This is a genomic window from Chlorobaculum tepidum TLS (assembly GCF_000006985.1).
GTDB classification, from domain to species: Bacteria; Bacteroidota; Chlorobiia; order Chlorobiales; family Chlorobiaceae; genus Chlorobaculum; species Chlorobaculum tepidum.
On the sequence record NC_002932.3, the window covers coordinates 1883916 to 1909421 of the forward strand.

Annotated in this window: 23 protein-coding genes; 3 read left to right on the forward strand and 20 right to left on the reverse strand. The window is 57.6% G+C overall.

The annotated features are described in order from the left end of the window. Positions 1 to 99 precede the first annotated feature (99 nt). The 11 genes from AYT24_RS08975 to AYT24_RS09025 form a co-directional block, all read right to left on the reverse strand. The gene (locus AYT24_RS08975) at positions 100 to 1050 is read right to left on the reverse strand and encodes a WD40 repeat domain-containing protein (protein ID WP_164927129.1); all 951 of its coding nucleotides are present in this window, start codon (positions 1048 to 1050) and stop codon (positions 100 to 102) included. A gap of 120 nt (positions 1051 to 1170) precedes the next feature. Continuing rightward, the gene (gene cruC, locus AYT24_RS08980) at positions 1171 to 2370 is read right to left on the reverse strand and encodes a hydroxychlorobactene glucosyltransferase CruC (protein ID WP_010933643.1); all 1200 of its coding nucleotides are present in this window, start codon (positions 2368 to 2370) and stop codon (positions 1171 to 1173) included. A 56-nt stretch (positions 2371 to 2426) separates the two neighbouring features. Next, complete coding sequence (gene hisG / locus AYT24_RS08985) at positions 2427 to 3308, reverse strand: ATP phosphoribosyltransferase (protein ID WP_010933644.1); 882 nt, start codon at positions 3306 to 3308, stop codon at positions 2427 to 2429. 27 nt (positions 3309 to 3335) lie between these two features. Further along, on the reverse strand, positions 3336 to 4067 hold the full coding sequence (locus AYT24_RS08990; protein ID WP_010933645.1) for a UDP-2,3-diacylglucosamine diphosphatase: 732 nt from the start codon (positions 4065 to 4067) through the stop codon (positions 3336 to 3338). An 18-nt stretch (positions 4068 to 4085) separates the two neighbouring features. Beyond that, positions 4086 to 4799, reverse strand: coding sequence for a diacylglycerol/polyprenol kinase family protein (locus AYT24_RS08995; RefSeq protein ID WP_010933646.1), 714 nt, complete (start codon positions 4797 to 4799; stop codon positions 4086 to 4088). Positions 4800 to 4946: 147 nt separating this feature from the next. Then, positions 4947 to 5942 (reverse strand): UbiA family prenyltransferase, encoded by a 996-nt coding sequence (locus AYT24_RS09000; protein ID WP_164927130.1) that lies wholly within the window; start codon positions 5940 to 5942, stop codon positions 4947 to 4949. Positions 5943 to 6127: 185 nt separating this feature from the next. Then, positions 6128 to 7441, reverse strand: coding sequence for a tRNA (N6-isopentenyl adenosine(37)-C2)-methylthiotransferase MiaB (gene miaB / locus AYT24_RS09005; RefSeq protein WP_226986807.1), 1314 nt, complete (start codon positions 7439 to 7441; stop codon positions 6128 to 6130). Between the two features lie 154 nt (positions 7442 to 7595). Further along, on the reverse strand, positions 7596 to 8207 hold the full coding sequence (locus AYT24_RS09010; protein ID WP_010933650.1) for an iron-sulfur cluster assembly scaffold protein: 612 nt from the start codon (positions 8205 to 8207) through the stop codon (positions 7596 to 7598). Continuing rightward, on the reverse strand, positions 8191 to 9393 hold the full coding sequence (locus tag AYT24_RS09015; protein ID WP_010933651.1) for a cysteine desulfurase family protein: 1203 nt from the start codon (positions 9391 to 9393) through the stop codon (positions 8191 to 8193). The genes AYT24_RS09010 and AYT24_RS09015 overlap by 17 nt, the downstream gene beginning before the upstream one ends. Before the next feature lie 231 nt (positions 9394 to 9624). Next, complete coding sequence (locus tag AYT24_RS09020) at positions 9625 to 10059, reverse strand: helix-turn-helix domain-containing protein (protein WP_010933653.1); 435 nt, start codon at positions 10057 to 10059, stop codon at positions 9625 to 9627. 240 nt (positions 10060 to 10299) lie between these two features. Continuing rightward, positions 10300 to 12345: a tetratricopeptide repeat protein gene (locus tag AYT24_RS09025; protein ID WP_164927131.1), complete on the reverse strand. Its 2046-nt coding sequence runs from the start codon at positions 12343 to 12345 to the stop codon at positions 10300 to 10302. Positions 12346 to 12554: 209 nt separating this feature from the next. Between AYT24_RS09025 and AYT24_RS09030 the strand changes: the two genes are divergently transcribed. The 3 genes from AYT24_RS09030 (at position 12555) to AYT24_RS09040 (ending at position 14869) form a co-directional block, all read left to right on the forward strand. Continuing rightward, a complete protein-coding gene (locus tag AYT24_RS09030; protein ID WP_010933656.1) occupies positions 12555 to 13901 on the forward strand; it encodes a hemolysin family protein in 1347 nt (448 codons plus the stop codon). Between the two features lie 6 nt (positions 13902 to 13907). Then, positions 13908 to 14354: a peroxiredoxin gene (locus AYT24_RS09035; RefSeq protein ID WP_010933657.1), complete on the forward strand. Its 447-nt coding sequence runs from the start codon at positions 13908 to 13910 to the stop codon at positions 14352 to 14354. Between the two features lie 92 nt (positions 14355 to 14446). Beyond that, the gene (locus AYT24_RS09040) at positions 14447 to 14869 is read left to right on the forward strand and encodes a nucleoside-diphosphate kinase (RefSeq protein WP_010933658.1); all 423 of its coding nucleotides are present in this window, start codon (positions 14447 to 14449) and stop codon (positions 14867 to 14869) included. Positions 14870 to 14969: 100 nt separating this feature from the next. Here AYT24_RS09040 and AYT24_RS09045 read toward each other — a convergent pair whose 3' ends face one another. The 9 genes from AYT24_RS09045 to AYT24_RS09085 all read right to left on the reverse strand — a co-directional run bounded on the left by AYT24_RS09045 (position 14970) and on the right by AYT24_RS09085 (position 25406). Next, on the reverse strand, positions 14970 to 16070 hold the full coding sequence (locus tag AYT24_RS09045) for an AI-2E family transporter (protein WP_010933660.1): 1101 nt from the start codon (positions 16068 to 16070) through the stop codon (positions 14970 to 14972). A 103-nt stretch (positions 16071 to 16173) separates the two neighbouring features. After that, positions 16174 to 16920, reverse strand: a complete 747-nt coding sequence (locus AYT24_RS09050) for a 16S rRNA (uracil(1498)-N(3))-methyltransferase (protein WP_010933661.1) — start codon at positions 16918 to 16920, stop codon at positions 16174 to 16176. A 6-nt stretch (positions 16921 to 16926) separates the two neighbouring features. Beyond that, positions 16927 to 17619, reverse strand: coding sequence for a ComF family protein (locus AYT24_RS09055; RefSeq protein ID WP_226986808.1), 693 nt, complete (start codon positions 17617 to 17619; stop codon positions 16927 to 16929). Further along, positions 17612 to 18622 carry an ROK family protein gene (locus tag AYT24_RS09060; protein ID WP_010933663.1) on the reverse strand — a complete coding sequence of 337 codons (1011 nt, stop codon included), beginning with the start codon at positions 18620 to 18622 and terminating at the stop codon, positions 17612 to 17614. Before AYT24_RS09060 ends, AYT24_RS09055 begins: the two co-directional genes overlap by 8 nt. Positions 18623 to 18634: 12 nt before the next feature. Then, entirely contained in the window at positions 18635 to 19429 is a 795-nt protein-coding gene (gene lpxA / locus AYT24_RS09065; RefSeq protein ID WP_010933664.1) for an acyl-ACP--UDP-N-acetylglucosamine O-acyltransferase, read from the reverse strand. Between the two features lie 13 nt (positions 19430 to 19442). After that, complete coding sequence (locus AYT24_RS09070; protein WP_164927134.1) at positions 19443 to 22082, reverse strand: glycosyltransferase family 117 protein; 2640 nt, start codon at positions 22080 to 22082, stop codon at positions 19443 to 19445. A 39-nt stretch (positions 22083 to 22121) separates the two neighbouring features. Next, entirely contained in the window at positions 22122 to 23249 is a 1128-nt protein-coding gene (hemW, locus tag AYT24_RS09075) for a radical SAM family heme chaperone HemW (RefSeq protein ID WP_010933666.1), read from the reverse strand. A gap of 81 nt (positions 23250 to 23330) precedes the next feature. After that, a complete protein-coding gene (locus tag AYT24_RS09080; RefSeq protein ID WP_010933667.1) occupies positions 23331 to 23930 on the reverse strand; it encodes a D-glycero-alpha-D-manno-heptose-1,7-bisphosphate 7-phosphatase in 600 nt (199 codons plus the stop codon). 9 nt (positions 23931 to 23939) lie between these two features. After that, entirely contained in the window at positions 23940 to 25406 is a 1467-nt protein-coding gene (locus AYT24_RS09085; RefSeq protein WP_010933668.1) for a starch synthase, read from the reverse strand. Positions 25407 to 25506 lie beyond the last annotated feature (100 nt).

Below are 25506 nucleotides of genomic sequence, written 5' to 3' on the forward strand. Positions count from 1 at the left end.
GCGCTCCAAACCTTCAAATTCTTCTCTTATCCACACCCATACGTCTATAAACAAAACTGCCGGGCATCAACCCGGCAGATTCGCTAAACTCCTGAAGCTTTAGACTACGCCCCAGAGCTTGATTTTGAAGTCGTCGCTTCCGCTGGCGATCACCTTGCCATCCGGCGAAAAGGCGACCGACTGTACTTCGTGGGTGTGACCACGGTAGGTGTGCACAAGCGCTCCCTTCGCCACATCCCAGAGCCTGACCGACTCGTCGTTGGCGGCGCTGGCGATGAGCGTGCCTGCCGGATTGTAGCAGAGAGCACGAACACCATCTTCATGACCTTCGAGCACCTTGAGCATCTGGCCGGTGGCCGCGTCGAGCACCTTGACCTTGGCGTCGCGACCGCACAGCGCGATCTGGCTGCCATCCGGGCTGAACGAGACGAAGTGCGAAAGCGTGTCGCCGGTCGGATAGTTGGCGATATTCTTGCCGGTTTCGAGATCCCAGATTTTCACCACAGGCTCCTCGCCGCAGCTCACGAGCTTTTTACCGTCGGCGCTGAAAGCGATGCACTCGATGTACGATTTGTGTCCGAAGAGGGTTTTCACCTCATTGCCGGTTTCAGTGTCCCAAAACTTGATGGTGGTGTCGCGCGAGCAGCTCGCCACCGTCTTGCCATCGGGGCTGAAAGCGATCATGCGCACCTCGGTATCGTGCCCCTTGCAGACGTGCAGGCACTGGCCGGTCGCCACGTCCCAGATGCGCACCGTACTGTCGATGCTGCCGCTGGCGACCTTGTCACCCTTGGGGCTGTAATCGACGCACTTGACCCAGGTAGTATGACCCGACATGGTATGGATCGCATTGCCGGTCTCGACATCCCACAGCTTCACCTTTTCGTCGAAACTGCCGCTGACCAGCTTCTTGCCATCGGGGCTGAAGCGCACGCCAAGCACCCGGTCTTCGTGACCGACGAGGGTTTTGATCAAGGCCGCGTCTTCGCGCACCTGAGGCCGTTTCAGTTCCACCTCTTTTTTGCCGAATATCTTCGAAAGAAAACCCATGAGTGTTGATCGTTTGATAGTTGCCGGGCGACGGCGCAATGATGCCGGAAAACGCCTGAAAAATTGTTCGCTAATTTAAAAAATTTTATCCGTAACACCACCCCTACCCGCTCTGCGGCGTCAGTGGCCGTGACCGGAAAGCGGATAGTTCCTCCCCTTCCACTCCGGACCTTTGCCGAACACTGTCAGACGAAAAGAGTTGAACGCGATCAGCAAAAGCATCACCTGCGAAAAAAGATGAAGAGCCGCCGGCCACGGCGGCTGCCGGAACTTCACGGCAATCAGGAAGCGGATGAAAAGTGCTACACCTACCTGCGCCAACGGCAGCCAGAACAAGGCAACGGTGCGGTCACCAAGCAGCGCCGATGAGGCGAGGAATGCATACGGCGCAAGGTAAAGAAGCGCGACAAACGCCATCAGAGCAAAGAGGCCGACGATGTTGTTGCCGAGTCCGGCGAAAAGATTTTTGGAAAATCCCTGCCACACCTCGCCGAAACCGCGATACATACGGCAGTTCACCACGTCGGTGCCATCGAAAGCCGCCACCTTGCCGCCCGAACGCTTGACCGCCTTGCAAAGCCAGACATCCTCGACGATGTTGTTACACACCGATCGGTGGCCGCCGATCTGCTCGTAAGCCTCGCGCCGGAACAGAATGAACTGACCGATAGCGTAACAGAAAGCCGGAGAAGAACTTTTCGAGACCATCGAGATGGGCAGATAGCTAAAGAGGATGTGGTAGACCAGCGGCACGATCAGCTTCTCCCAGAAGCTCTCCATCTCTTGCGCTGGAGTCAGCGAAAGCATCCCCGCGCCGCACCGGCGCATCGCCTCGACCGCCCGCGCGAGCGCGCTGGGCTGGTGGCGCGTGTCAGCGTCGGTGAAAAGCAGCAGCTCGCCCGTCGCCGCTTCGGCAAGCTGCTGGCAGGCCCACGCCTTGCCATGCCAACCCTCCGGTAGCTCGCGGCCTTCGAGAATGCGCAGTCTTGCGCCGGCTTTTGTGTCGGCAATCCGCCGAAGCACCGCCAGCGTGCTGTCGCTTGAGTGGTCGTCGAGCACGATCACCTCGAAATCCGGATAGCGCTGGCCAAGCAACGACAAAACGCACGCCTCGATATTCAGCTCCTCGTTGCGTGCAGGCACCAGCAACGACACTTTCGGACGATACGCCTCCTCACCCGTCACCTCAGGCAACGAACGAAGATCGCCGAGGTTCTTCAGCACAATGCCGAGAAATACCAGTAGCGAACCGAGGATGAAGAGCTGATAAAAGATGATCATAGTAAAAAAAAGGCCGCCCCCGGCGGCCTTGCAATGCATCTGATTGGCGTTTAATCAGGAATCAGTAGGTTTTCTCCTCTCAGTCCCTGTTGTCCTTAATCAATGAGTTTGTTGATGTTGTACTCGAAAATCCCCTCTGCGCCCGCACGTTTCAGCTCGGGAATGAGCGTGCGCACGATCTTCTCGGAGACGATCACTTCGAGCGCAACCCACTCCTTGTCGGCCAGGTCGGAGACGGTCGGCTGGCGCAGGGCGGGAATGCCGCTCATGATCTTGTCGAGCGCAGCCTTCGGGGCGTTCATCTTCAACCCCACCTTGCCCTGGGCGTTGATCGCACCTTGCAGCAGCATGGCCATGTTTTCGATCTTTTTGCGCTTCCACGGGTCTGCCCACGCCGCCTTGTTGGCGATCAACTGGGTATTGGACTGAAGCACCGTTTCGACGATGCGGAGTTTGTTAGCCCGCAACGAGGAACCGGTTTCGGTCACTTCGACAATGGCATCAGCCAGCTCCGGTGGTTTGACCTCGGTCGCGCCCCAACTGAACTCGACCGAGGCGTTCACGCCATTTTCGGCCAGATATTTTTTCGTGATGTTCACCACCTCGGTCGCAATGTGCTTGCCTTCAAGGTCTTTGACCGTCTTGATCGGCGAGCTTTCCGGCACAGCGAGCACCCAGCGCACCGGCCTCATCGAGGCTTTCGAGTAAACCAGATCGGCCACCTCCACCACATCGGCGTCGGTCTCGATGATCCAGTCCTTGCCGGTCAGACCAGCGTCGAACGCACCCAGAGAAACATAACGCCCCATCTCCTGCGCGCGGATCAGGATCGCCTCCAGCTCGTCATCGTCGATGGAGGGAAAGTAGGAGCGGCTCTGGACGGAAAAGTGGAAGCCGGCGTTGGCGAAAAGTTCGAGAGTCGAATCCTGAAGGCTGCCCTTCGGCAGACCCAGCTTGAGAACCTTGTTGTTGCTCATGTGATAAAATAGAATCTGATAGTTGACTTAAAGCTTTTCGAGCCGGAACTGCCCCTGTTCGTAAACGCCATAGTGATAGCGTCCTTCGATCCACGAGCCGAGATTGACGTAGGTACTGCCCGAATCATGCAGCGCCTGCACGCGCTCCGAGTGGTTATGACCGCAGACAAAGTAATCAAAATCACGTTCACGCGCCAAAGCGGCGGCAAAATCAAGGAGGCGCGTCGATTCAGCGCGCATATCGACCTTTTTGTGCTTTCGACTGAGCAGGGAAAAGTGCTTCATGAGCGCCGTCGAGAGGTCGGAGTGAAAAGCAGTCAGAAGGCCGAGATTGAAACGGTTGCGGATAAAACGGGCGAACAGCTTGTAACCGAGATCGCCCTCGCCCAGCCCGTCGCCATGCGCAACGAGAAACAGCTTGCCGTCGTAACGCACCTCCTGCAATCCGTAGCAGGTTTTGACGCCAAGCTCGTCGTCGAAAAAACTGCCGAGGTAAAAGTCGTGGTTGCCCGCCAACCAGGTCACTTCGACGCCACTCCGGACAAGCCCCGAAAGCATGCAGAAAAACCGGGTGAAGCCCTTGGGAACAACGTGGCGGAACTCCATCCAGTAGTCGAGAATGTCGCCGAGAAGGTAAAGAGCCCCGCCCTGTTCGCGGATAAGCGAAAAAAGTTTTTCGAGGCGTTCGAGTTTTTCCTGCTCCGCCTGAGGCTCTTGCAGGCCGAGATGAAGATCGCTGAGAAAATAGAGTCCAGGCATCGCGTAGAGTGAGCAGGTTCAGAGCACCGCGGCGAGCGCGATGACCTCCGCCGGAATGAGAATGTTGTCTACCTCTTTCGGGCTGAGCGCTTCAATGACGGTGGCCGCCACAGCGATCATGGCGATTTTCGCGGGATTAAAAGCCTGCGGCACGATCAGCCAGACGAAGAAGAGGCCCGCCGCGAGGCTGCCCGCGAGAAAGGCAATGCTCCCCTCGACGCTCCGTTCGCAGAACACCTTGTACTTCATTTTCCCCATCCTCGTACCGACAATGGGAGCAAGACCGTCACCCCAGCCCAGGATAGCCATTGCGAGCACACCCGCGAACTGCTTGTAGTAGAGAGTACCACAGATCATGGCGACGATCACGAAGTAGAGCGGGCCTTTGAGCAGCTCGCGCTTGTCGCCGGTGCGGGTCATGGTTTTGACCGCCTGGTCGTCATCGGCAGCGAACAGTCCTTTCTGGATGAGCAGCACCGTCCAGACGGCGAAGACCGTGATGTTCAGGTAGTGCGACCAGTCACCGTCGCGAAAGAGCGGCAGGAACACGATGACCGAACCGGCGCAGATGTGGGTGATCTTGCGGCTGATGTCTCGCGGCAGACCGTGGTTGGTTACGAGCCAGTCCATGAGCAGCGGCACGCTGAAGACATACGCGATCGTGAGCAGCATGACCAGAACGTTGTGCCACACGACAGGCAGGTCGAAAAAGGTAGGGGCTATGGCTGTCATGCCGCCTCCGGATGGTGAAGGTTATACGGAAGATGACCTGAAAAACGGATGTTCGTGCGGGGTATCGTCATCGTTTTTTCGCCCGGTATTCATTAGAACCGGCAGGCGGAACGAGTAATCGCAATCCACCTGCCACCTTCGGAAAGCTCACATGTACTTTGCGCCAATCAGCGCGGCGGCAAACATCTGGTTGGTCAGAAACAGAATGTTGTTAACCACCTGGAACCGCAGGAATGCGTTGTGCTCCTGTACCTCGCTCTTGCCGATAGCGTTGCCGAAGCCGTCGTCAACGGCGTGCTGCACCAGTGTAATGCCCGATTTGGGGTCGCGATAGATCGGAATCTGAATGATGATGTTCAGTACAAGTCCTGCAATGATAAAGTACATCAGGGTCGTGAACCCCCACATGTATGAGCGCCACGCGAAGACGGCGAACACCAGGTCGATGATGATGAAGGCGACAAGAAAGGTGTTCTTCGCGCCAATCATGACGGTCAGGGACTTCATGCCTTCTTTGGCATCACCCTCCTGCGACTTGAAGTCGTTCATGACGATGAGCGCCACGGCCATGAAGAAATTAAGTCCGGCAAGCCAGAGCACCTCGGGGCGAATATCGCTGAAAAGCGCATTGGCCGAAAGATAGGTGATAAAGCCGTAGGAAAAGCCGACCGCTGGAGCGGAAAAGAAGATGTTTTTCTTGAGCTTGAAAGGAGGCGCGGAGTAGAGATAACCAATGACAAGGCCGGCCAGGAGCGAACCAACGAAAATCATGCCGCGCTGGCCGCCGATGCTCGTGCCGATCCAGCTGCTCAGTGCCACAGCAATCACCAGCACGATGCTCCAGTTCCAGATTGCCTCTTTTTCCGACAGCCTTCCCGACGGAATAGGGCGGGTCGGCTCGTTGACCCGGTCGAGTTCGAGATCGTAGTAGTCGTTCACCGACTGGCTAAAGCCGGTTCCAAGTGGGCCGTAGAGCAAAAAAAGCGCCGCGAGCAGCAGGTAGTCGTGCACGGTGGGCTGCATCGCTCCGGATGCCATGACTCCCCCGGCGAGGCAAGGAAAAACGCTGATCCAGGTGACGGGATCGAGCAGTTCGAGATGGGCTTTTACTTTATCGACCAATCCTTGGCTTGCAACTGACATGACTGATGAGATAGTGAAAACGGCTCCGGGCCGGTTGAAAATGACTGTGTGAGCCTCCGGCGAGGAGATATTCCGCACCATGATGCTCCTCTATATGTTGCGTAAATTTACAAATCCCGCAGAAATAATAACATCATATCGGGAACAATTATGAAGGAAGTGCCCGCCCGTTGGGTGACCGGGCGCTAAACCGCCTCTCCGGAGAGCGTAGCCGAGGTGGCGCCCGTGATTTTCACCAGCAGCGTGTCGCTGGGATTGAACCTGCCCCGGCTGAAAACCACCACACGGTTTTCGGGGGTACGGCCCATGAGCATGGACTCCGATCGCTTGCTCTCGGCTTCGGCAAGCACCTCGACCGTCTTGCCGATCTCGCGCTGGAAAATCTCGCGCGATATGGCATTTTGCAGCTCGATGATCTCCTGAAGCCTCGCCTTTTTGACCGTGTCCGGCACATCGTCCGGCAGGTTACGCGCCGCCCAGGTGCCCGGGCGTACCGAATAGTGGAACATGAATGCCGTATCGTAACCGACTGCCTCCATCAGCGAAAGAGTCTCGCGATGATCCTTTTCGGTTTCGGTGCAGAATCCGGCAATCAGATCGGTGGTAATGGCCACCTCCGGAATGTAGCTGCGGATCATGGCGATCCGGTCGAGATACTCCTCACGGGTATGGCCACGCTTCATCAGGTCGAGCATTCGCGACGATCCTGACTGCACGGGCAAATGGATATGGTTGCAGAGATTCGGGCGCGCAGCGATGACCTTGACGAGCGCTTCGGAGATGTCCTTCGGATGCGAAGTGGTGAAACGGATGCGCATTGAAGGCACCGCGAGGCTCACGCCTTCGAGCAATCCGGCGAAGTCGAGCCCCTTTTCGGCGTCGCGCCATGAGTTGACGTTCTGGCCGAGCAGCGTCACCTCGCGGAATCCGGCTTTTTCCAGTGCAACCACCTCAGCCACCACGCGCTCGAAACCGACGCTGCGCTCGCGCCCGCGCGTCACTGGCACCACGCAGAAGGCGCAGTGGTTGTTGCAGCCGCGCATCACCGGCAGGAACGCGCTGATCGACCCGGCGCGAACCGGCTCGATGCCCGCGTAGGTCTCCGTCTGGTCGTAGTCAAGAAGAGCGGGGCGCGCCACCGCCTCGCGCAAGCCTGCGACGAGACCGGCAAGCTCGCGATAGTTGTCTGGCCCGACGATGAAATCGACAAAGGGATAGTCGCTGAACACCCGTTCACGTTCGAACTGCGGCACGCATCCAAGCACACCGATCACCAGCTCCTTGCACCGCCGCTTGCGCCCTTTGAGGTGCATGAGAATGTTGCCGAGCCGCTCCTCGGCATTCTCACGCACCGCACAGGAGTTGAGCAGCACGATATCGGCGTTCGTCTCATCTGCCGATGGAACAAACCCCTCGGCCCGAAGCAGCGCCGTGACGATCTCCGAGTCCGCCTGGTTCATCTGACAGCCGAAGGTGTGAATGTAAAATGATGATGGCATACGGCTCATTCGTTGACGCATAGTGCTTGCTCGATCTCAACTACCAGAACGGAGCGAGGCGCGATCTCGTGATTTGTCCGGCGAACCGGAGTCGTCACAAGGCGCGCCCTGCCGCCTCCTTCCCTTGAAACTGAATGCTCACCGACGGAATCCGTCAGGAGCCGAAGTGGAGGTGGATGTACTTCTGGAGTTCGTTTTCGGCATCCTCCCTGCACTGGCCGCACACCGTGCTGATCTTGGTGTGCTCCTGAAGCTCATAGAAGGTGCGCGCGCCTTCGAGCACCGCCTCCTCGATGTCGTGATCGGTTACGTTCATGCACTGGCAAACCGTGCGCGCCTGCACCTTCTGGACGCGGTCGCTCATGCCGTTGCGGATGAAGTAGTCGTTGATCGCCGCCCGCAGTGCCTTGTCGCCAAGCACCGAGCAATGAATCTTGTTCTCCGGCAAGCCGCCAAGCTCCTTGGCCACCTCTTTGGGCGAAATGTTGAACGCCTGGTCGAGCGTCATGCCTTTCACCATCTCGGAGAGTATCGAGGTGCTGGCGATCGCGCTGGCGCAGCCGTAAGTCTTCCACTGGCAATCGGTTATTTTTTCCGACTCCTTATCAACCTTGATGGCCACCATCATCTGGTCGCCGCACTGGAGGTTACCCTCCATGCCGACGCCGTCGAAGGCGCTGGTGTCGTTGCCCTGAAGAACATTTTTCGGACTCTCGAAATGCTCCTTGAGTTTTTCCGTATATGCCCATTCACCTGATTGCAGCATGCGGGCCTCCTTTGATATATGCAGTTGACATGTTTCTGATTCTTTCAATAATGCCCGGCAAAACGTCGAGCATGTACTCCACATCCTCGACGGTGGTCGAGCGGCCCATGCTGATGCGGATCGAGCCGTGAGCGCGCTCGGCATCGACGCCCGTGGCGAGCAGCACGTGCGACGGATCGAGCGACCCCGACGCGCAGGCCGAGCCGGTCGAAACCGCGATTCCCGCAAGGTCAAGGTAGAGTAAAATCGATTCGCCCTCTGCGCCGGGAAACGACACGTTGAGCGTGTTCGGTATCGAATCAGTCGGATGGCCATTGAAAAGCGCATCGTCGATCCGGGCCGAGATGCCTTCACGCAGCATCTCACGGAAACCGCGCAACCGTTCCGCCTCAGCCGCCATCTCGATCTTGCGCATATCGACCGCCATCGCCAAGCCCATGATACCAAGCGTGTTTTCGGTGCCCGCACGGCGGCCCCGCTCCTGGTGGCCTCCGCGGATGAAGGGGCAGTACGGCGTGCCCTTGCGGACGTACAGCGCACCAATCCCTTTCGGGCCGTAAATCTTGTGGCCGGAAATGGTCAGGAAATCGACACCGAGCTCATTCACATCGACCGGAATCTTGCCGAACGCCTGCACGGCGTCGGTGTGCATGAGCGCGCCGTACTGGTGAGCGAGGGCGCTGATGGCCGGAATATCCTGAATCGTGCCGATCTCGTTGTTGGCCATCATTACCGACACCAGCCCCACGCCGTCCGACTTCAGATACTCTTCGAGCTGCCCGAGATCGATCTTGCCATAAGCATCCACATCGAGATAGCTCACATCAACGCCGCGATGCACCAGGCATTGCGAGGTTTCCAGCACGCAGGGATGCTCGATTTTGGTGGTCACGATCTTCGGCTTCATACCCGGAAAGCACTGGCTCGTGCCGCACGCGAACAGCGACAGCACGGTATTGTTGCCTTCCGAACCGCTTCCGGTGAAAACGATCTCGCTCTCGTCGGCCCCCATGAAGGCCGCCACGCGGTGACGTGCATCCTCGACGTTGGCGCGGGCCTCGCGGCCAAACGCATGCATACTCGAAGGATTGCCGTACATCTCCATGGCCGCCACCAGCTCCTTCTTCACCTCGGGATGAAGCGGCGTGGTAGCATTGTTATCGAAGTAAATCTGTCTTGATGGCATAAAACTGGTTTCTGAATTTCGGTGATTTTTGCCGCAAGCAGGACAAATATAAGGTTATTACCGATGAACACCCATGCCAAAAGATAAGGTTCCCGGCATCAATAAATAAGGATAATTTTAGTCTTATTTGGTCTGAAAAGCAAGCGGGAAGAGAGAAAATCGCCCTTTCCAGGAATCGGGCAGGCTGGAAGAAAAGCAAAACCTGAGGCGGACGGCTTGCCGGAAACCATTTCAGAAAATCCCGGAGAAGAACAGCAGAAATATCAAGACAGCAAGAATGAGGGCGGCGGCCACTGCGGCCACAACCGGCCAGCGGCGCGTTTTGCCTCGCGGTTCCGACGCGGACTCACGCGGACTTTCCGTGACGACCTGGGCTGGAGGCAAAATTGAAAAATTCGATGCGGAAACCCCCAGCTCGTTCCGGCAGGCATCGAGCAGGGCATCGTCGCCAACGCCGAGTTCGGCAGCGTACTTCTTCAGGTAGGAGTAGATGTACAGGGGAGGCAGAAAACTGAAATCACCCTCTTCAAGCCGTTCGATATGAACCGTGCGAATTTTGACAAGGCGGGAAATTTCATCGACAGAGAGGGCTCTCTGGACACGCGCTTGCTTGAGCGCCCGGACAAGCCGCTCAAGTGAACTCCGGTCCAAAGTCTCATCGGGCATTGGAGGGGAATGGTTTTTTGTGATAAAAAAACGACCGATCTATTTTTAAATCTATAAAAAAAATAATGTTTTTCCCCAAAAGTAATCATCAGGATACCGCCAAGATTCAGCCGTGAAATGCAACAAAAAGCCGTCCTGATTGTTACGAAATGACAACAAACCAAAAGTACTCTTGCTTAATCCACCCGACGAATGCGGTGCCAGCATTACATCATGATAGCAGCCCCTTAAAGGGAAAAATCATTTGGCGCCATAAGGACCGAGCCATAGCCAGGCCTGAGCACCAATCGGACCGGAATGTTGTACAGCTTTTTTCAGGATATCCGAACTCGACGCTCCAGATTCGGATGCCTTTTTCAGAAGTTGTTTCAGGCCGGCATCCTCATTTTCCTGCATCGGTTTCCAGGAAAGAAACAGCTGGTCTTCCGGATGAAACAGCTTGTAAATCGCAGCCTTTTCAGGGTTTGACGCATCGAAAAACACAATATCACCTTGTGACTTAACGGCTGCATACAAAAGCAACTCGTCAGCAGAAAAAAGCCATGAAACCTGATGATCACTGCCAAGCATAGGGCCGCGACCAAGCAAGTGAAACGGCTCCGCGTTTCGTGAAACGAAGATAATGTGACGGTAATCAGAAAGGCGATCACCCATCGATTGCAGAAGCGTGCCGCTCAACCACCGACGATCATCATCGGCAGCAAGTATCGCCTCGAGATTCGGGCTGGCAGAGGCCAGCCGCTGCCGCAGCGCGGTAAAGCGGGCTCTGACCTGCTCTTTTGTCACCTTCGCGGTGACAATCTGCAACTCCCTGCTGCTGACCAGCATCGAGGTCGAAAGCGAGTCTCTGACAAGAAACCTGATGAGCGCCTCGTCTGAGCGGAGGCTTTTCTGGAGCGTGCGTAAGGTAAGAAGCCGGGGCTGCAACCGCTCGGGAACCGTGCTGTCAACTTTGGACGCCTCCACTATCAGTTCGATCAGCCGCCCCTGCTTCTCCCTGATGGCCTGGTCAACAACGGAAGCAAGCGCAAAACCCGTCCCCTCTTCAAGCATGTTGATCTTTCGCTGGAGCAATCCTGAAATATCCCTGGTCAGTTCAATGATCTCGTTCTGCACAGCTTCATGACCCGGCGGCAAACGGAATCCGGAAATACCTGCATATACCAGACGCCGATGTTCCAGGTAGTCAGCCATGGCGCTGGCGTCGAAAAGCTCGATGTATCGTCTTTCAGCAGCCAAAAGATCGCAAAGCTCACCAGCCGCCTCCCGCTCAAGGGTGACATAGTCGGTAGCCGTGGCTGGTATACCGTAATGCTGGCAGGCAGCAAGTCCGAGCCGGTATGCCTCGATCCGCTCGGCAGGAGTAAGCTCGACGGAACGACCGAGCATGAAGAGCGCCGCGACTTTCGCGAACGGCATGTTTCTCTGCCCGAAATATTCGATGACACTGCGATACGTATCAGGTTTACGGACAATGAGGTTGTTGGATTCATACTGGAGGATGGCCACGAGCCTGGGGTAACCGGCCTCCTGTGCAATGGCCAGCGCACGGAACAACAGATAGCTGGCGTTCGGACGCTGCTTTTCCATTTGCTGGAGACTCCTGGCTGCAATGCGCAACGCTTTGATCTTCACCTCCGGAGACGTATTCATCTTCATTACCCGGCCTGAAATCATGGCAATCTTTCCAGCCAGATTATCCGGCGTATCGAGACCGGTTACCCTGCCCGTCAGGGCGCAATCGAGAATCCCGGAGAGGCCTGATATTTTGATGGCATTATCATCTGAAACCGAAAGTTTCGTATAGATACGCAAGGCCTCAATGATCTTTCCTGCCCTGAACAAAAAGCGAGCCTCATCGAAGAGCTGCCACGCGTCGGGATTTCTGAGCGAAGCCATGACCGAAGCCGCCTGGCCGTACATGCCAAGCTCAGCATACATTTTTCCAGTATCAAGCGCGACAGCGGTGTGCAGCGAATCGGGCAGATTTTTGCCGCCATGCCGCCGGATCGCATCCCAGGTGCGGAATGCACCGGCATAACGCCCGGTCAGAAACTCGATCCGACTCTTCCGGCAAAGCGCATCCAGAGCCTTCTGGCTGAACCCATTCAGGGTATCCGCGGCCAGTGCCCGGTCGTAGCGGTCAAGTGCATCCGAATACTTCTTGAGCCGATAGAAGCGAGCTGCCTCGTCGTAAAGGGAAGCAGTATCCGCATCCTGCCCCTGATGGCTGCACGAAAAAAACGGCAGCACAACGATGAGCAACAAAAGGCTGCGAAAGCACAACGACCGAACAGTTTTCATAGCGAACCGGCAAAGTGATGGTGTATCTTTTTGATTTTACACAGAAATTCGCCGCTGGGCAAGCATCATCACTCTGACAATGGCAACGCCTTTCAATGAAACGTTCAAAACACCAAGCCGGTTATGTGAAGGTATTGCTGTATCTTGAGACATATCAAAGCATAACATGCCGGGTCACTGAACCTTAATTTATGAGTCCCCAAAGCGCAGAAGCGATCATCATCATCCTGCTGATCCTCTTCGAAGGAGTCCTCTCTCTGGCGGAGTTCGCCATCATCTCTTCGAGCCCGGCCCGCCTGCGTGAGCTGCGGGAAGCGGGATACCCATCGGCGTCTGTCGCGCTGAAACTTCAGGATAATGCCGCCCGGTTCCTGTCGTCCATCAAGGTCACAGCCATTCTGATCACCACGCTGACGAGCGTTTTAGGCGGACTTTTTCTTGCCGAACCACTTGCTGCGCTGTTCAGCCACCTCGCCATACTTGAGCCCTACAGCCATCCTCTTGCGCTCACGGTCGTCATTGCATCACTCGCTTACCTGACTCACGTGATCGGCGGACTGCTTCCGAAAAAATTCGCCCTGCGGCATCCAGAAGCAATCGCCGTGAGGATTGCCGGATTCATGAACAAACTTTGCACCATCAGCTCCCCTGCGGTGCTGCTTGCTGACGCCTCGGCAGCGCTGCTGCTCCGCGCATTCGGCATCGAGGCGAACGAAAAACCCCAGGTCAGCGACGAAGATGTGATGCTCATGATCCGGCAGGGCGCCAAGAAGGGGGTGTTCGAATCGGTCGAGTACGAGATGATCTCAAGAATTTTCCGCATGAGCGACAAGCGAGCCAGCGCCCTGATGACACCGCGCAACGAGATCGAGTGGCTCGATCTGGAGAGGCCGGACGAAGAACTGGTTGCACGGATCAAGGCGAGCGGCCGCTCACGCTTTCCGGTAGCAAAGGGCAGCCTCGACGAGCTTCAGGGCGTGGTAAGGTCTCTCGATCTGGTCAACTTCAGCCTCTCGTCAAAAGGCAGCATCCGGGAGGCGATCCGGGCATCAATGAAGCCGCCGCTCTTCGTGCCCGAATCGGTACCAGCCTTTCATGTGCTCGAACTCTTCAAAAAAAACCGCGCGCACATGGCGCTGGTGATCGACGAACACGGTTCGGTACAGGGAGCCATCACCCTCACCGATGTACTCGAAAGCATCGTCGGCGACGTGCCGGCGGACGACATGGAGGGCGACCAGAAAACCATCGTGCGCCGGAGCGAGCGCACCTGGCTGGTCGATGGCATGGTGCCGGTCGATGAGTTTCTCACGGCCTTCAACCTCGATGCTGAGAAGTTTTTCGAGGAGAACGAGCCCCGTTACGATACGATGGGCGGCTTCATGATGACCCGCCTCGGCGAGGTTCCCTCGGTCTCCGATACGGTCAAATGGGGCGGACTCACCTTCAAGGTGATCAAAATGAACGGAAAGCGTGTCGGACGCATTCTTGTTGAACAGGAGGCAAAAAACGCCGAGAAAAAAATAACCAAACTATAGAAAGCAATGATCGAAGAAGGTAAAATCGCCCCGGATTTCACGCTTCCCGACAGCACGGGCAAAATGGTTTCCCTGTCGGAGTTCAAAGGCCGCAAGGTGCTCCTGATTTTTTACCCCGGTGACGATACGCCGGTCTGCACGGCGCAGCTCTGCGACTATCGCAACAACGTCGCGGCATTCACCAGCCGTGGCATCACGGTGATAGGCATTAGCGGCGACAGCCCCGAGTCGCACAAGCAATTCGCCGAAAAGCACAAGCTCCCCTTCCTGCTCCTGAGCGATCAGGAACGCACGGTCGCCAAAGCCTACGATGCCCTCGGCTTTCTCGGCATGGCGCAACGGGCCTACGTACTCATCGACGAACAGGGCTTGGTGCTGCTCTCATACAGCGACTTCCTGCCGGTCACCTACCAGCCGATGAAGGATCTGCTCGCGCGCATCGATGCCTCGTAACGATTGATGCGGCGCGCTGGGATTGCCTGAATCCGAATCTTTTTTTGTATCTTCGCGGGCAAACTTTTCAGAACAAAATGCAGACCCGAATAATGGAACGTACCCTTACCATCCTGAAACCCGATTGCGTGCGCAAGCAGCTTATCGGCGCTGTCACCAATATGATCGAGCGCGCCGGTTTCCGCATCGTAGCGATGAAGAAAACCCGCCTCACCAAAGAGACTGCCGGCGCATTTTATGCCGTGCACAAGGAGCGCCCGTTCTACGGCGAGCTGGTCGAGTTCATGTCGTCCGGCCCGTGCGTGCCGATGATCCTCGAAAAAGAGAACGCTGTAGCCGACTTCCGCACACTGATTGGCGCAACCGATCCGGCGCAGGCTGACGAGGGCACCATCCGCAAGCTCTACGCCGACAGCAAAGGAGAGAACATCATCCACGGTTCCGACTCCGCGGAGAACGCCGCCATCGAAAGCGCCTTCTTCTTCGCTGCCGAAGAGGTGGTCCGGGTTGACTGATTGGAATCAGGACTGACCGGACTTCATAAAAAAAGAGCGGCCTGAATTCATCATCGGGCCGCTCTTTTTCGTTTTATTCACACGCTCCCTTGTCACAATCTCAGGGTGCCGATCCATCGCTTCCCGCCGCCTGCCCTCCGCCCGAACGCCGTTCGATCAGCGACTCGTTGAAGGTCTCGCCGTAAATATCCCACACCGTCACAAAGAGCGCTGCCACAACCGGACCGATAATGAAGCCGGGCAGACCGAACATGCCGATGCCGCCTAGCGTGCCGAAAAAAATGAACAGCTCGTGCATACTGGTGTCACGCCCAACCAGAATCGGACGGAGCACATTGTCGATCTGGCCAACGATGATGCTGCAAAAAAGAAAAAGGCCAATCGCCTGCGCATAGTTGCCCGACAAAGCCAGGATAATGACTGCCGGAACCCAGATAATGGGCGAACCGATGAGCGGCAACAGCGACAGCATCGCCATGATCGCTCCCCAAAACACCGCCTGGTTGATCCCGGCCACATAAAAAGCAAGACCGGCCAGAGTGCCCTGAATAACGGCGATGATGAGTGAGCCTTTCAGCGAGGCTCTTGTAACCGACACGAAACGGTCGAACAGGCGCCTCTGATCACTCTCGTTCAGGGGAAGGTAATACTTGATGCGCTCCAGAAGCTCATGCCCGTCCCTGAGCAAAAAAAACATGGTGTACCAGAAAATGATAAAAAGCACAAGATCATAGATCGCCGTCCAGGTGATCGCCGAAAAACTGCTGAGAACCGATGAACCGAGATTGCCGAGAATTTCGGCGGCTTTTTCAAGAATCAGGTCGCTATAGCTCTCGATATCCTTGTAAAAAGGCAGGCTGGAGAGCATCCGCAGGAACCCTTCCGGATCGCGAAGCTGTTCGCGAATCAGCGGAATGGCCGTGCTGCTCAGGGAAACCGCTTGCAGAATCACCACGGTAAACACTGCCAGCAGCGGGAGAAAAACCATCATGAAAAAGATGACGAGGGTCATCGAAGCGCTCAGGCTCCGGTGGCCCCGGGTCAGCGTAATAAACCGGCTGAAAAGCGGATAGGCCAGCCCGGTAAAAATTCCGGCCAGCAGAATCGTCACCAGAAACTGCCTGATCATCGTCAGAAAGAGCGCAGAGATCAGGAGCGTCGCGACAAGCACGGCGATCTTGTTGAATTGCGGTGTGTTCATCCGTACCATGGCAATAAGGGGCATCCATCGTTGCAAAAGCTCCCTCAATTTAACCTGCTCGCCGCATCACTGCAAAAAGTGATTCGACCGCAACGGGCCTGGATCAGAGACGCTTTGCGGGATCGGCCTCTGCCAGCAGCCTGGCCCGGACAAGGGCAACTGCGAAGATTCCAGCGGTCTCGGCCCGCAGCACCGATTCGCCGAAGGAGAGTGGCGTGAATCCGGCCTCGACAGCATCTGCGACTTCGGCGTCGGTAAAGCCCCCCTCGCCACCAACGAGAAAGAGTATCTTTTTCCCGGCTGGCTCGAAAGAAGGAAATGCATTCTCGCTTTCGTGAGCAATCAGGCGCAGATCATATCCGTCGAGAACAAGCGCCTCCCGGAAGGTGAGTGGACTCATAAGTTCGGGAAGATGGTACCGGCGGCTCTGGCGGGCTGCCGACTGCACGATGCCGCGCCACCGTTCGAGCTTGCGCCCAACCTTTCCGGAATCGGGCGTCGAAACGGTGCGCTTCGTGATCATTGGCACGATGCGGGCAGCGCCGAGTTCAGTCGCCTTTTCGAGGAAAAGATCGAAGCGCTGCGGCGACTTCAGGAGCGACAACGCCACAGTGACCTGCGTTTTCGGCGGCGGCACCGTGCGCGGGTTGCAGATCGCGCCATCGAGCGAGTGCTTGCCGATTGACCCGACCATCAGCTCCGCAGCAAAGCCCGCGCCGTCTGTAATCGGGACGACATCGCCCGGCTGGCAGCGCAACACGCGGGCGAGATGGTGGAACTCTTCACCGTCGATGATCGCCCAGGCATGTTCAAGATCGAGCTGGTGCGGCAAAACGTAAAAAAGATCCATCTCCGGCTACTCCTTTTCGGTGAGGGCAACGGTCGCAAAAGCCACCTCGACCGCGCCGGCGGCTTTCAGCACCTTTGCCGCCGACACCATTGTCGCGCCGGTCGTGAGTACGTCATCGACCAGCAGCACCCGCGCGGGGCAGCGTTCGCGGCCCGGGCGGAAGGCTCCCGCCATGTTTTCGCGCCGCGCCTCCAGGCCAAGCCCGGTCTGCGTGCCAGTATAGACACAACGCTCAAGACTCCGTGTCGCAACGGGCAGGCCGATCAGACCAGCCATGCCGCGGGCAAGCGCTTCGGCCTGGTTGTACGTGCGCTCGATGCGCTTGAGATGGTGCAGTGGCACCGGCACGATCGCATCGAACCCGACCGGCACACCCCCCTGACAGATAAGCTCCCCGAGCCGCTTACCGAACAGTTCACCCAAGGGAAACAGTCCGCCATATTTCATAGCATGCATCGCCTCGTGCAGACTGCCGCGGCTGCGGTAAGGGTAGAGGCACCATGCCGCCGCTGGAACCGCCTTCTCGCCAAAGTGCGCACGCACCGTGCTTTTGAGTGCCGCGCCTCCGGCAAGTACGGACGGAAACGGGTTGAAATCATTGAAGCATCCGGCGCAGATGTGCTCCTCGCCCTCACCGAGCGGCTTCTGGCAGAGAATGCAGACCTCGGGAAAGAGCAGATGCACCAGTCCGTCAAGCATCGCTTGCGGGAGGTTTTGCGGCGTTGAAACAGAGCGCTGCCGCGCCGTAGATCCCGGCCTTGTTGCCGAGCCGGGCTGGAACGATCTCCAGCCCATCGTGCATCGAGGGCAGGGTCGAGCGATGCAGTTGCATCATGGCCGGCTTGAAGATCAGCTCGCCAGCGGCAGCGATACCTCCGCCGATCACGAACTTGCGAATATCCATCAGGGCGGTGATGTTGGCCAGCCCGACACCGAGAATGGTGCCGATCCGCTCCCAGGTGCGCAGGGCGGCGGCGTCCCCCTCCCGGGCCGCCTGTTCGAGGTGGCGGGGAGAGAGGCGGGAAAAATCGCGGTTGCACAGCTCCGCGAGGCGCGGCGACCGCTCCGCCCCGATCTGTTCGCTGCACGCCATTTCGACGATGCGCTCCTTGCCGATCAACCCTTCGATGGTGCCCCGGATGCCCGCGTGAACGCTTTCGCCCTCGAAATCGACGATCATGAAGCCGATCTCCCCCGCCGTGCCGGTCGGGCCGCGATAGAGCTTGCGATCGAGAATGATGCCGCCGCCCACGCCGGTGCCGAGCGTCACGAGCATGAAGTCGCGGAAGGCGTTGCCGCCGCCGAAGATCGCCTCGCCGTAGGCGGCTGCGTTGGCGTCGTTCTCGATAATGACCGGCGACGAAAGACTGTGCGCCTCTTCGAGGCGGAGCCGGAGCTCGTCGCGCAAAGCCACGCGCCCCCAGCCGGGCAGGTTCGGCGGATAGGAGAGGGTGCCCTTCTCGGCATCGACCGCGCCCGGAGCACCGAGGCCGATTCCGGCGAACTCGCCGGCATCGAGCGTTTCCGTGGCGCGCTGGTAGAGTTCGCTGGCCATGAACGCCAGTTGCCGCACGACGCCATCGGGACCGGAAGGTACATCGGTCGGCTGGGTATCCTCGAAGAGAATCCCTTTCAACTCATCGACGACCGCTATCTTGATGTTCGTCCCGCCGAGATCGATGCCTAGCCCCCATGATGGCATATCCGTCACTGCTTATGAATTGAAGGGCTTGAGAAACTTCCGATTGTACACTCCCGAGGCGAAGAAGTCGAGGATTTCAACCACCTCCGGCGTTTGCGGAAGATCGTTGCGCACCGCTTCGAGCGCTTTGGAGAGCAACAGGCCCGACTGGAAAATAATGCGGTAGGCGTCCCGGATGTTGCCGAGTTGTTCGGAGGTAAAACCACGCCGTTTCAGGCCAATGACATTGAGTCCTTCGTACCGGAACGAGGCATGCCCACCAGCCATGACAAAGGGTGGGACATCAAGCGCCGCGCGGGAGATGCCGCCAACCATCGCGTACCGCCCAATCCTGACGARCTGGTGCACTCCGGCCAGACCGCCCACCACCACGTAATCGCCCACATGGCAGTGGCCGCCAAACTGCACCGAGTTGGCGATCACCACATGGTTGCCGATCACGCAGTCATGCCCCGCGTGGACGTAAGCCATGATGAGATTGTCGGAACCAACCACGGTCTTGCCACTGGCCTTGGTGCCGCGGTTCAGGGTCACACACTCGCGGATGACTGTACGGTCGCCGATGTGAAGATAGGTCTTCTCCCCGGCGTACTTGAGATCCTGTGGTGCGGTCGCAAGCACCGCGCCGGTCGAAATCCGGCACTCATTGCCGATGCGCGCCCCGTCGGCGATGTGAACATGAGGCCCGATGACCGTCCTGTCGCCGATGACGACATCATCTTCGATCACGGTGTAAGGCCCGATTTCGACCCCTTCGCCAAGCACGGCTCCGGAGCCGATGACCGCTGTTGCGTGAATATTGCGCATTGAAAAATAGAGACTATTGCTTGAGTGAATCCAGGCGCTTCCGCAGTTCAGGGAGCGCCGTTTCCAGTTCTTTCATGATCCGATCCGCCTCGTGAACCCTGCCCACCGCACGGTACGTCTGGGCCAGAGTGAAGTACAGATCGGGTTCCTGCTCCGCGCCGCTTTGGGCAGCCAGTGTTTCAAGATAATGAATATACGGATATGCTTTTTCGTTTGCACCGCCTGCCGCATACATAGCAACCACCGATCCGGCAAGCTTTGGCGTAACCGGATAACGGCTCAGCGGAAACAGCCGGGTATAGCGGTCGAGCACTTCGAGGGCGAGCTCTCCCCTGCGCACAGTTTTGTAAGCACCGGAAGCATCCGGGACCATCACCGCCTGTTCCGGCGATGCAGAGAGGGTGATGGCCAGACGGGCGAACAGTGGCGGATAGTTGCCGAGCAGGTTCCGGGAGGTTTCATCGATGTGGACCGCAAGATTACCGGTGTTGCGATAACGATAGACGTTAAACAGATTGCCGTACAGCGTGCCAGGGTCAGCGAAGCTCAACGCCGAATCGCTTTTCAGTGGCACGAGGCGATACACCAGCCCGTCGAGACGCAGATTGCGGTCGAGACCGGTCATCTCGGCAGGATCGACGGTCAGCGCGAAGTAGATCGGACGCTTGCCGAAATTGTCCACCACGATGGCATAAACGGCGATGTCCTGCGGGCGGAGGAATCCCTGGCCCTGGTAGGTCAGGGCGGGCTTCAGCGTCCAGCGCAGCGAATCGGAGGGCGCGCCCGGCAGAGCGACGCCAGAGCGCCGGGCGTCGTCGTAGAGCTTTCGAGCCTCCATCCCTGCAGGTACGGCCACGTTGACCGAATCGACCGGCACGTACGAGATGTTGGCGAGGTCATCGTCACGCATTTCGATGTTGACCGGCTTTGCGCCACGCGGGCTATCGTGCTTGAGTTGCAGCAGGTACCAGCCGGTATTGGCCAGACTGAGATTGACTACCCGCACGTCGGTACGGATGCGTTCCACCTCCTGAAGATACCAGAGTGGAAAGGTGTCGTTATCGCCGTTGGTAAAGAGGATGGCATCCTTCTCGCAACTCTGCAACATATTCCAGGCCCAGTCCCACGGCACGTAATTGCCGGAGCGGTCATGCGTGCGATAGTTGGCCATGAGCATCCGCCCGTTGATCGAGAGCAAGCCGGATGCCACCACCGCCACGGCAAGCCAGACGAGCTGCTTCGGATCGAGCGACTTGAGCCTGCCGGAAAACCAGGTAAAGAGCCGCTCGACACCGATGCCAATCCAAAGAGCGAAGGCAAAAAAGCTGCCGACGTAGCTGTAGTCGCGCTCGCGCGGCTGCGGTTCGGGCTGGTTGAGGTAAAGCACGAGGATCACACCGGTCATGAGGAAAAGCGTGGCCACAGGCAGCGCCATCTTCCAGTTTTTGCGAAAATGGGCACCCGCGCCGAAAAGCCCCACGAGGAAAGGGATCCCCCAAAGCTTTCCCCAGTCGACAACCGCCCCCTCGACATCAGCGGAACGGCCAATAAACTGCCATCCGAAATAGCGGAGATACATCTGGTTGAGCTGGTAGCGCCAGAAGTAGTCCCACTCGCTCGAATATTTCTGATAGAAGTACTGATAGACCGGCTCAGGCGACCAGCGCCTCGGCCACAGTGGCCACTCGCCGTACTGCTCGCGATTGACGTAGGAGAAAAAGGCCTGGAGCGTCGAGGGGTTATTCTCGTTGATCGGCGGACCGGCATGGGCACGAACAAAAATCAGCATGTAGGAGGTATAACCGAGAATAAGCAGCACTACCGAGAACAGCCCAAGGTTCAGCAGTACGAGCCGCTTCTTATGGCTGTACCAGATGCCGGATGCCAGCGCCGCAACAAGCAGGCTCATGCCCCACCAGGAGGTGGTGACAAGCAGCACCGGTATGCCCTTGATGATCAGCTTGTATATCAGAAAAAACAGCCCGAGGCTGAAAAGCGTCATCAGGCTGAACGATTTCAGATCGACGGTATATTTCTTAAAATAGTAGATCAGCACCAGCGCGAAGAGCGCCAGCAGGCAGAGCAGGTGCACGCCGATAGAGAGGCCGATCAGGTACATCACGCCGAGCAGCCACCGCTCGCTGCCGGGCGCGGGGTCTTCGTCATACCAGCAAAGCATCATCCAGAAGATGGTGGCCGTCAGCAGTGACGATGCCGCCCAGAGACCGGTTTCCGTGGCGTTGAACCAGAAGCTGTCGGAAAAGGCGAGCGCCAGAGCACCCACCACCCCGCCTCCGTAAGCAGCGATCTGTTCGTGCAGACTCCAGCCGTCCGGCTTCGAGTCGCGGTAGAGCGCAATCAGCCGGACAATAATCAGGTAGGTCAGCATGATGGTCGTCGAGCTGATCAGCGTGCTGAAGAAGTTGAGGCGCGCACCGATATCCTGGAAAAAAGGAAGCAGCGAAAAGAGGTGCCCGACCAGAAGGTAGAGCGGAGCGCCGGGCGGATGCGGAATACCGAGAGTGTACGAGGTGGCAATCACCTCCCCGCAGTCCCAAAACGAAAAGGTCGGGGCCATCGTCGAGAGATAGACCGCTTCGGCAACCAGAAATATTCCGGCGGCGATGATCCGGTTCGCGTTTCTGTGAGTCATTCGGGACTGGTTGTTAGACAATTCGTATCAGCCGGGCATTCACTCCGAAAGCAGTTCGGCGGCCACATGATCGGCAAAAAGAAAGCCTTCTTCGGTCAGCGTCACCGTGCCCTTTTTGACACCGATCCACCCTTTTTCCTGTAGCGTAACAAGGATGTCATCGAGATGCTGATGCCCTAATTTATGCCCTTTTCGCAAAAACCCAACAGACAGCGGTTTGCGGATTCTCAGGGAGAGAAAAACCTCTTCGTCGAAGCGCTGCGCTTCGGTCAACACCTCGCGAAAATCGACCGCGCCGACAGGATCAGTGAGGTAGCGCGTCAGGCTGCTCACGTTCGAGAAGCGCGTCTCGGCGTCGCCATCGACAAGAAAGCTGTGTGCCGCCGGGCCGAAACCGAGGTACGGCTCGCGCATCCAGCTCGCGAGGTTGTAGCGCGAGTGATGCCCTTCGAGCGCGAAGTTGGAAATTTCGTAGTGGCCGTACCCCGCATTGCCAAGCAACTCCGCCGCCATCCGGTACATCGCCGCCTGCGCCTCTTCGCCAGGCAGGTCACGGAGACCTTTCCGCACATCGCGCCACAGCCGGGTCTTCTCTTCGAGCGTGAGCATATAGATCGAGATGTGCTGCGGACAAAGATCGAGCGCCGCACGAAGGTCGCCCTCCCACTCGGCGAGCATCTCCCCCTCCGCGCCGCACATCAGATCGATGCTGACCGACGGAAAGCGTTCGAGCGCTTCCAAAACAACACGGCGGGCGTCGGCAGCCGAATGCGCCCGTCCGAGCGCCCGGAGCTTGCGGTCAGCAAAAGACTGCACACCAATAGAGAGCCGGTTGACGCCGACCGATTGCAGCGCATCGAGCGAGGCTGGCAAGAGATCCTCGGGATTGGCTTCGAGCGTGATTTCGGTTTCAGCGGAGATTCGGGCAATACCGGAGATTTGCGACAGCCAGCCGTCGATGAAGGAGGGCGGAACCAGAGAAGGCGTGCCGCCGCCGAAGTGAATCGCCTTGATCGACTGTCCCGCGAAGAGCGCCGCCTTCGCCGCCGTCTCAACGGCAAGCGCCTCGAAAAAGCGCTCGACGAAGCCGGGCCGCGTGACCAGAAAAAAGTCGCAGTAAGGGCAACGCTCCCGGCAGAAAGGAATGTGCAAATACAGGCAAATCATCGGGCGCCTTTCTCATTATTTTTCCAACACCCCGAAACCGATTCTCCAAACCCTGCTGTCCCTGAAGTCCTTTTCGTCCTTTCAGTCCCTTGATGTTGGCTGCCCCAAAATGTAGCCGGTGACAGCCTGGTAGAGATCGTCGGCGACATGATCCGGAAAAATCTGGTGCTGCTCGCAGAGCGACTCCTCGTTGTGGCCGGTTCTGACGAGTATCGTTTTCAACCCGGCCCGCTGGCCGCACTCGACATCAATGAGCTTGTCGCCGATGAAAAACGATGCGCTGCGATCCACCTCGAAGCCCTCCTCGCGCAGGTCGGCGATGGCCTGCTCCACCATGCGGGGCGAGGGTTTGCGGTGATCGATGAAGCGGTCGTACTCGGGATGTGGATAGTTTGGATGCGCCGGGCAGTAGTAGCAGCGGTCGAAAGAGGTCTGGCGCTCCGCCAGCAGTTCGTTGAGATAGTCGTTGACATCTTCGACATCCTGTGGTGTCACGATGCCACGGGCGATACCCGCCTGGTTGGTAATGAGCACGATCCGGAACCCCGCCTCGCGCGCAATCGCGATGGCCTCGTCCGCGCGGTCGATCAGGATGAACTCCTCGCGGCTCGAAACATAGCGGCCAATGTCGCGGTTGATCGTTCCGTCCCGGTCAAGAAAAAGCACCTTCGCAGACTCCATCGCACCACCTCAGCCAAGCAGATTTCGGTAGAGCTCGGCATACTGCCCCGCCGACGTGCTCCACGAAAAATCGCGCCCCATGCATTCGAGCATGAGCGCGCTCCAGCGCTCCCTGTTGGCAAACAGTGCCAGCGCCTCCTGCAACTTCGCCGTCAGCGCCTCGGGCGTGTAGTCGGTAAAGATGAAGCCGGTACCCTTGTCGCCGGAGACCTCCTCGATGGTATCGACAATGCCGCCGCCCGCGTAGGCAACCGGCACGGTGCCGTAGTTCATGGCAAACATCTGCATCATGCCGCACGCCTCGATGCGGGAGGTCATGAGCAAAATGTCAAGTCCGGCGATCATCTGGTGGTAAAACGCATCAGTGAATTCGGGCCGGAAGGCCATCTTCTCCTCGTTTTCCTCCGCGGTCTCCTTGAGCGCCTGGTCGAACTCCTTGTCGCCCGAACCGAACACGATGAGCTGAATGTCGAGCTCAAGCAGCTTCGCGAGGCTTGCCTTGACGATCTCCGCGCCCTGGTATTGATCGAAGCTTCCGATCACGCCGACAACCGGCGTCTCTTCGGAAAATGGCAGACCAACCTCTTCGAGCAGCACCTTCTTGTCCTCGAGTTTCATCTCCGGCTGTTCGGCGCTGTAGCGCTTCTTGATGAGCTTGTCCGAGGATGGATTCCACTGGCGAGTGTCCATGCCGTTGAGAATACCGTGGAAACGGTCGCCGCACGCCTTCAGCGCCTTGTCCATGCCGAACGAAAGCTCCGGATCATCGAGAAGCTGGCGGGCGTAGCGATCCGAGGTGGTGGTGACCAGATCGGCGTGCTTGATGCCGGTAGCCAGCAGGTTGACCTCGCCGCCCTCCATGTCGAGCGCGTCGCACACCTCCGGGTCGAGATGCTTCTGGAACGCCTTCGACGGAAAAACGCCCTGGCGGTAAACATTATGAATGGTCTGCACAACCTTCACCTTTTTGAAGAAGTCGTGTTTGGCGTATCGCGTCTTGGCGAGCAGCGCCACCAGACCGGCGTGCCAGTCATGGCAGTGGATAATGTCGGGCTGCCAGCCCAGGCGCACGAGCGTCTCCATGACGCCGACGCTGAAAAAGATGATTCGCTCCGCGCTGCCCTTGTGGTCTCCTCCGAGCGAAATGTCGGAGAAAAGCCCGTAGCGCTTGAAATATTTCTCGTTATAGAGGAAATAGGTTTGAATCTTGCTTGACGGGAGGGCGGTAACCTTTATGTGCAGCATGTCGGTCTTGTCCTTGAGAGGGACTTCAATGTCCGACAGCCTGAGCACATCATGCAAACGGAACTTCCGGTCGTTGATGATACCATATTTGGGCATCATGATTCTGGCCTCGAAACCCTCCTCTTCGAGCGCCTGGGGGAATGATGCCATGTAGTCGGCCAGAGAACTGACCCTTACAAAAGGAGAACTCTCGCCAGAGACATAAAGAACCTTAAAATTTCTTCTGGCCATCTATCTCACACTCTGTCTGATTTTTTTCTCAAATCGCTTTCATAGAATACCTTCAGTTTTTAATTTAAGAATTTTCATGCTGAGAAACAATTTAGCAGCT

Excerpts from the sequence above, each read along its gene's own strand:
- AYT24_RS08975 (WP_164927129.1), bottom strand. The coding sequence starts at position 1,050 with ATGGGTTTTCTTTCGAAGATATTCGGCAAAAAAGAGGTGGAACTGAAA.
- cruC (WP_010933643.1), bottom strand. The coding sequence starts at position 2,370 with ATGCATTGCAAGGCCGCCGGGGGCGGCCTTTTTTTTACTATGATCATC.
- hisG (WP_010933644.1), bottom strand. The coding sequence starts at position 3,308 with ATGAGCAACAACAAGGTTCTCAAGCTGGGTCTGCCGAAGGGCAGCCTT.
- AYT24_RS08990 (WP_010933645.1), bottom strand. The coding sequence starts at position 4,067 with ATGCCTGGACTCTATTTTCTCAGCGATCTTCATCTCGGCCTGCAAGAG.
- AYT24_RS08995 (WP_010933646.1), bottom strand. The coding sequence starts at position 4,799 with ATGACAGCCATAGCCCCTACCTTTTTCGACCTGCCTGTCGTGTGGCAC.
- AYT24_RS09000 (WP_164927130.1), bottom strand. The coding sequence starts at position 5,942 with ATGTCAGTTGCAAGCCAAGGATTGGTCGATAAAGTAAAAGCCCATCTC.
- miaB (WP_226986807.1), bottom strand. The coding sequence starts at position 7,441 with ATGCCATCATCATTTTACATTCACACCTTCGGCTGTCAGATGAACCAG.
- AYT24_RS09010 (WP_010933650.1), bottom strand. The coding sequence starts at position 8,207 with ATGCTGCAATCAGGTGAATGGGCATATACGGAAAAACTCAAGGAGCAT.
- AYT24_RS09015 (WP_010933651.1), bottom strand. The coding sequence starts at position 9,393 with ATGCCATCAAGACAGATTTACTTCGATAACAATGCTACCACGCCGCTT.
- AYT24_RS09020 (WP_010933653.1), bottom strand. The coding sequence starts at position 10,059 with ATGCCCGATGAGACTTTGGACCGGAGTTCACTTGAGCGGCTTGTCCGG.
- AYT24_RS09030 (WP_010933656.1), top strand. The coding sequence starts at position 12,555 with ATGAGTCCCCAAAGCGCAGAAGCGATCATCATCATCCTGCTGATCCTC.
- AYT24_RS09035 (WP_010933657.1), top strand. The coding sequence starts at position 13,908 with ATGATCGAAGAAGGTAAAATCGCCCCGGATTTCACGCTTCCCGACAGC.
- AYT24_RS09040 (WP_010933658.1), top strand. The coding sequence starts at position 14,447 with ATGGAACGTACCCTTACCATCCTGAAACCCGATTGCGTGCGCAAGCAG.
- AYT24_RS09045 (WP_010933660.1), bottom strand. The coding sequence starts at position 16,070 with ATGAACACACCGCAATTCAACAAGATCGCCGTGCTTGTCGCGACGCTC.
- AYT24_RS09050 (WP_010933661.1), bottom strand. The coding sequence starts at position 16,920 with ATGGATCTTTTTTACGTTTTGCCGCACCAGCTCGATCTTGAACATGCC.
- AYT24_RS09055 (WP_226986808.1), bottom strand. The coding sequence starts at position 17,619 with ATGCTTGACGGACTGGTGCATCTGCTCTTTCCCGAGGTCTGCATTCTC.
- AYT24_RS09060 (WP_010933663.1), bottom strand. The coding sequence starts at position 18,622 with ATGCCATCATGGGGGCTAGGCATCGATCTCGGCGGGACGAACATCAAG.
- AYT24_RS09070 (WP_164927134.1), bottom strand. The coding sequence starts at position 22,082 with ATGACTCACAGAAACGCGAACCGGATCATCGCCGCCGGAATATTTCTG.
- hemW (WP_010933666.1), bottom strand. The coding sequence starts at position 23,249 with ATGATTTGCCTGTATTTGCACATTCCTTTCTGCCGGGAGCGTTGCCCT.
- AYT24_RS09080 (WP_010933667.1), bottom strand. The coding sequence starts at position 23,930 with ATGGAGTCTGCGAAGGTGCTTTTTCTTGACCGGGACGGAACGATCAAC.
- AYT24_RS09085 (WP_010933668.1), bottom strand. The coding sequence starts at position 25,406 with ATGGCCAGAAGAAATTTTAAGGTTCTTTATGTCTCTGGCGAGAGTTCT.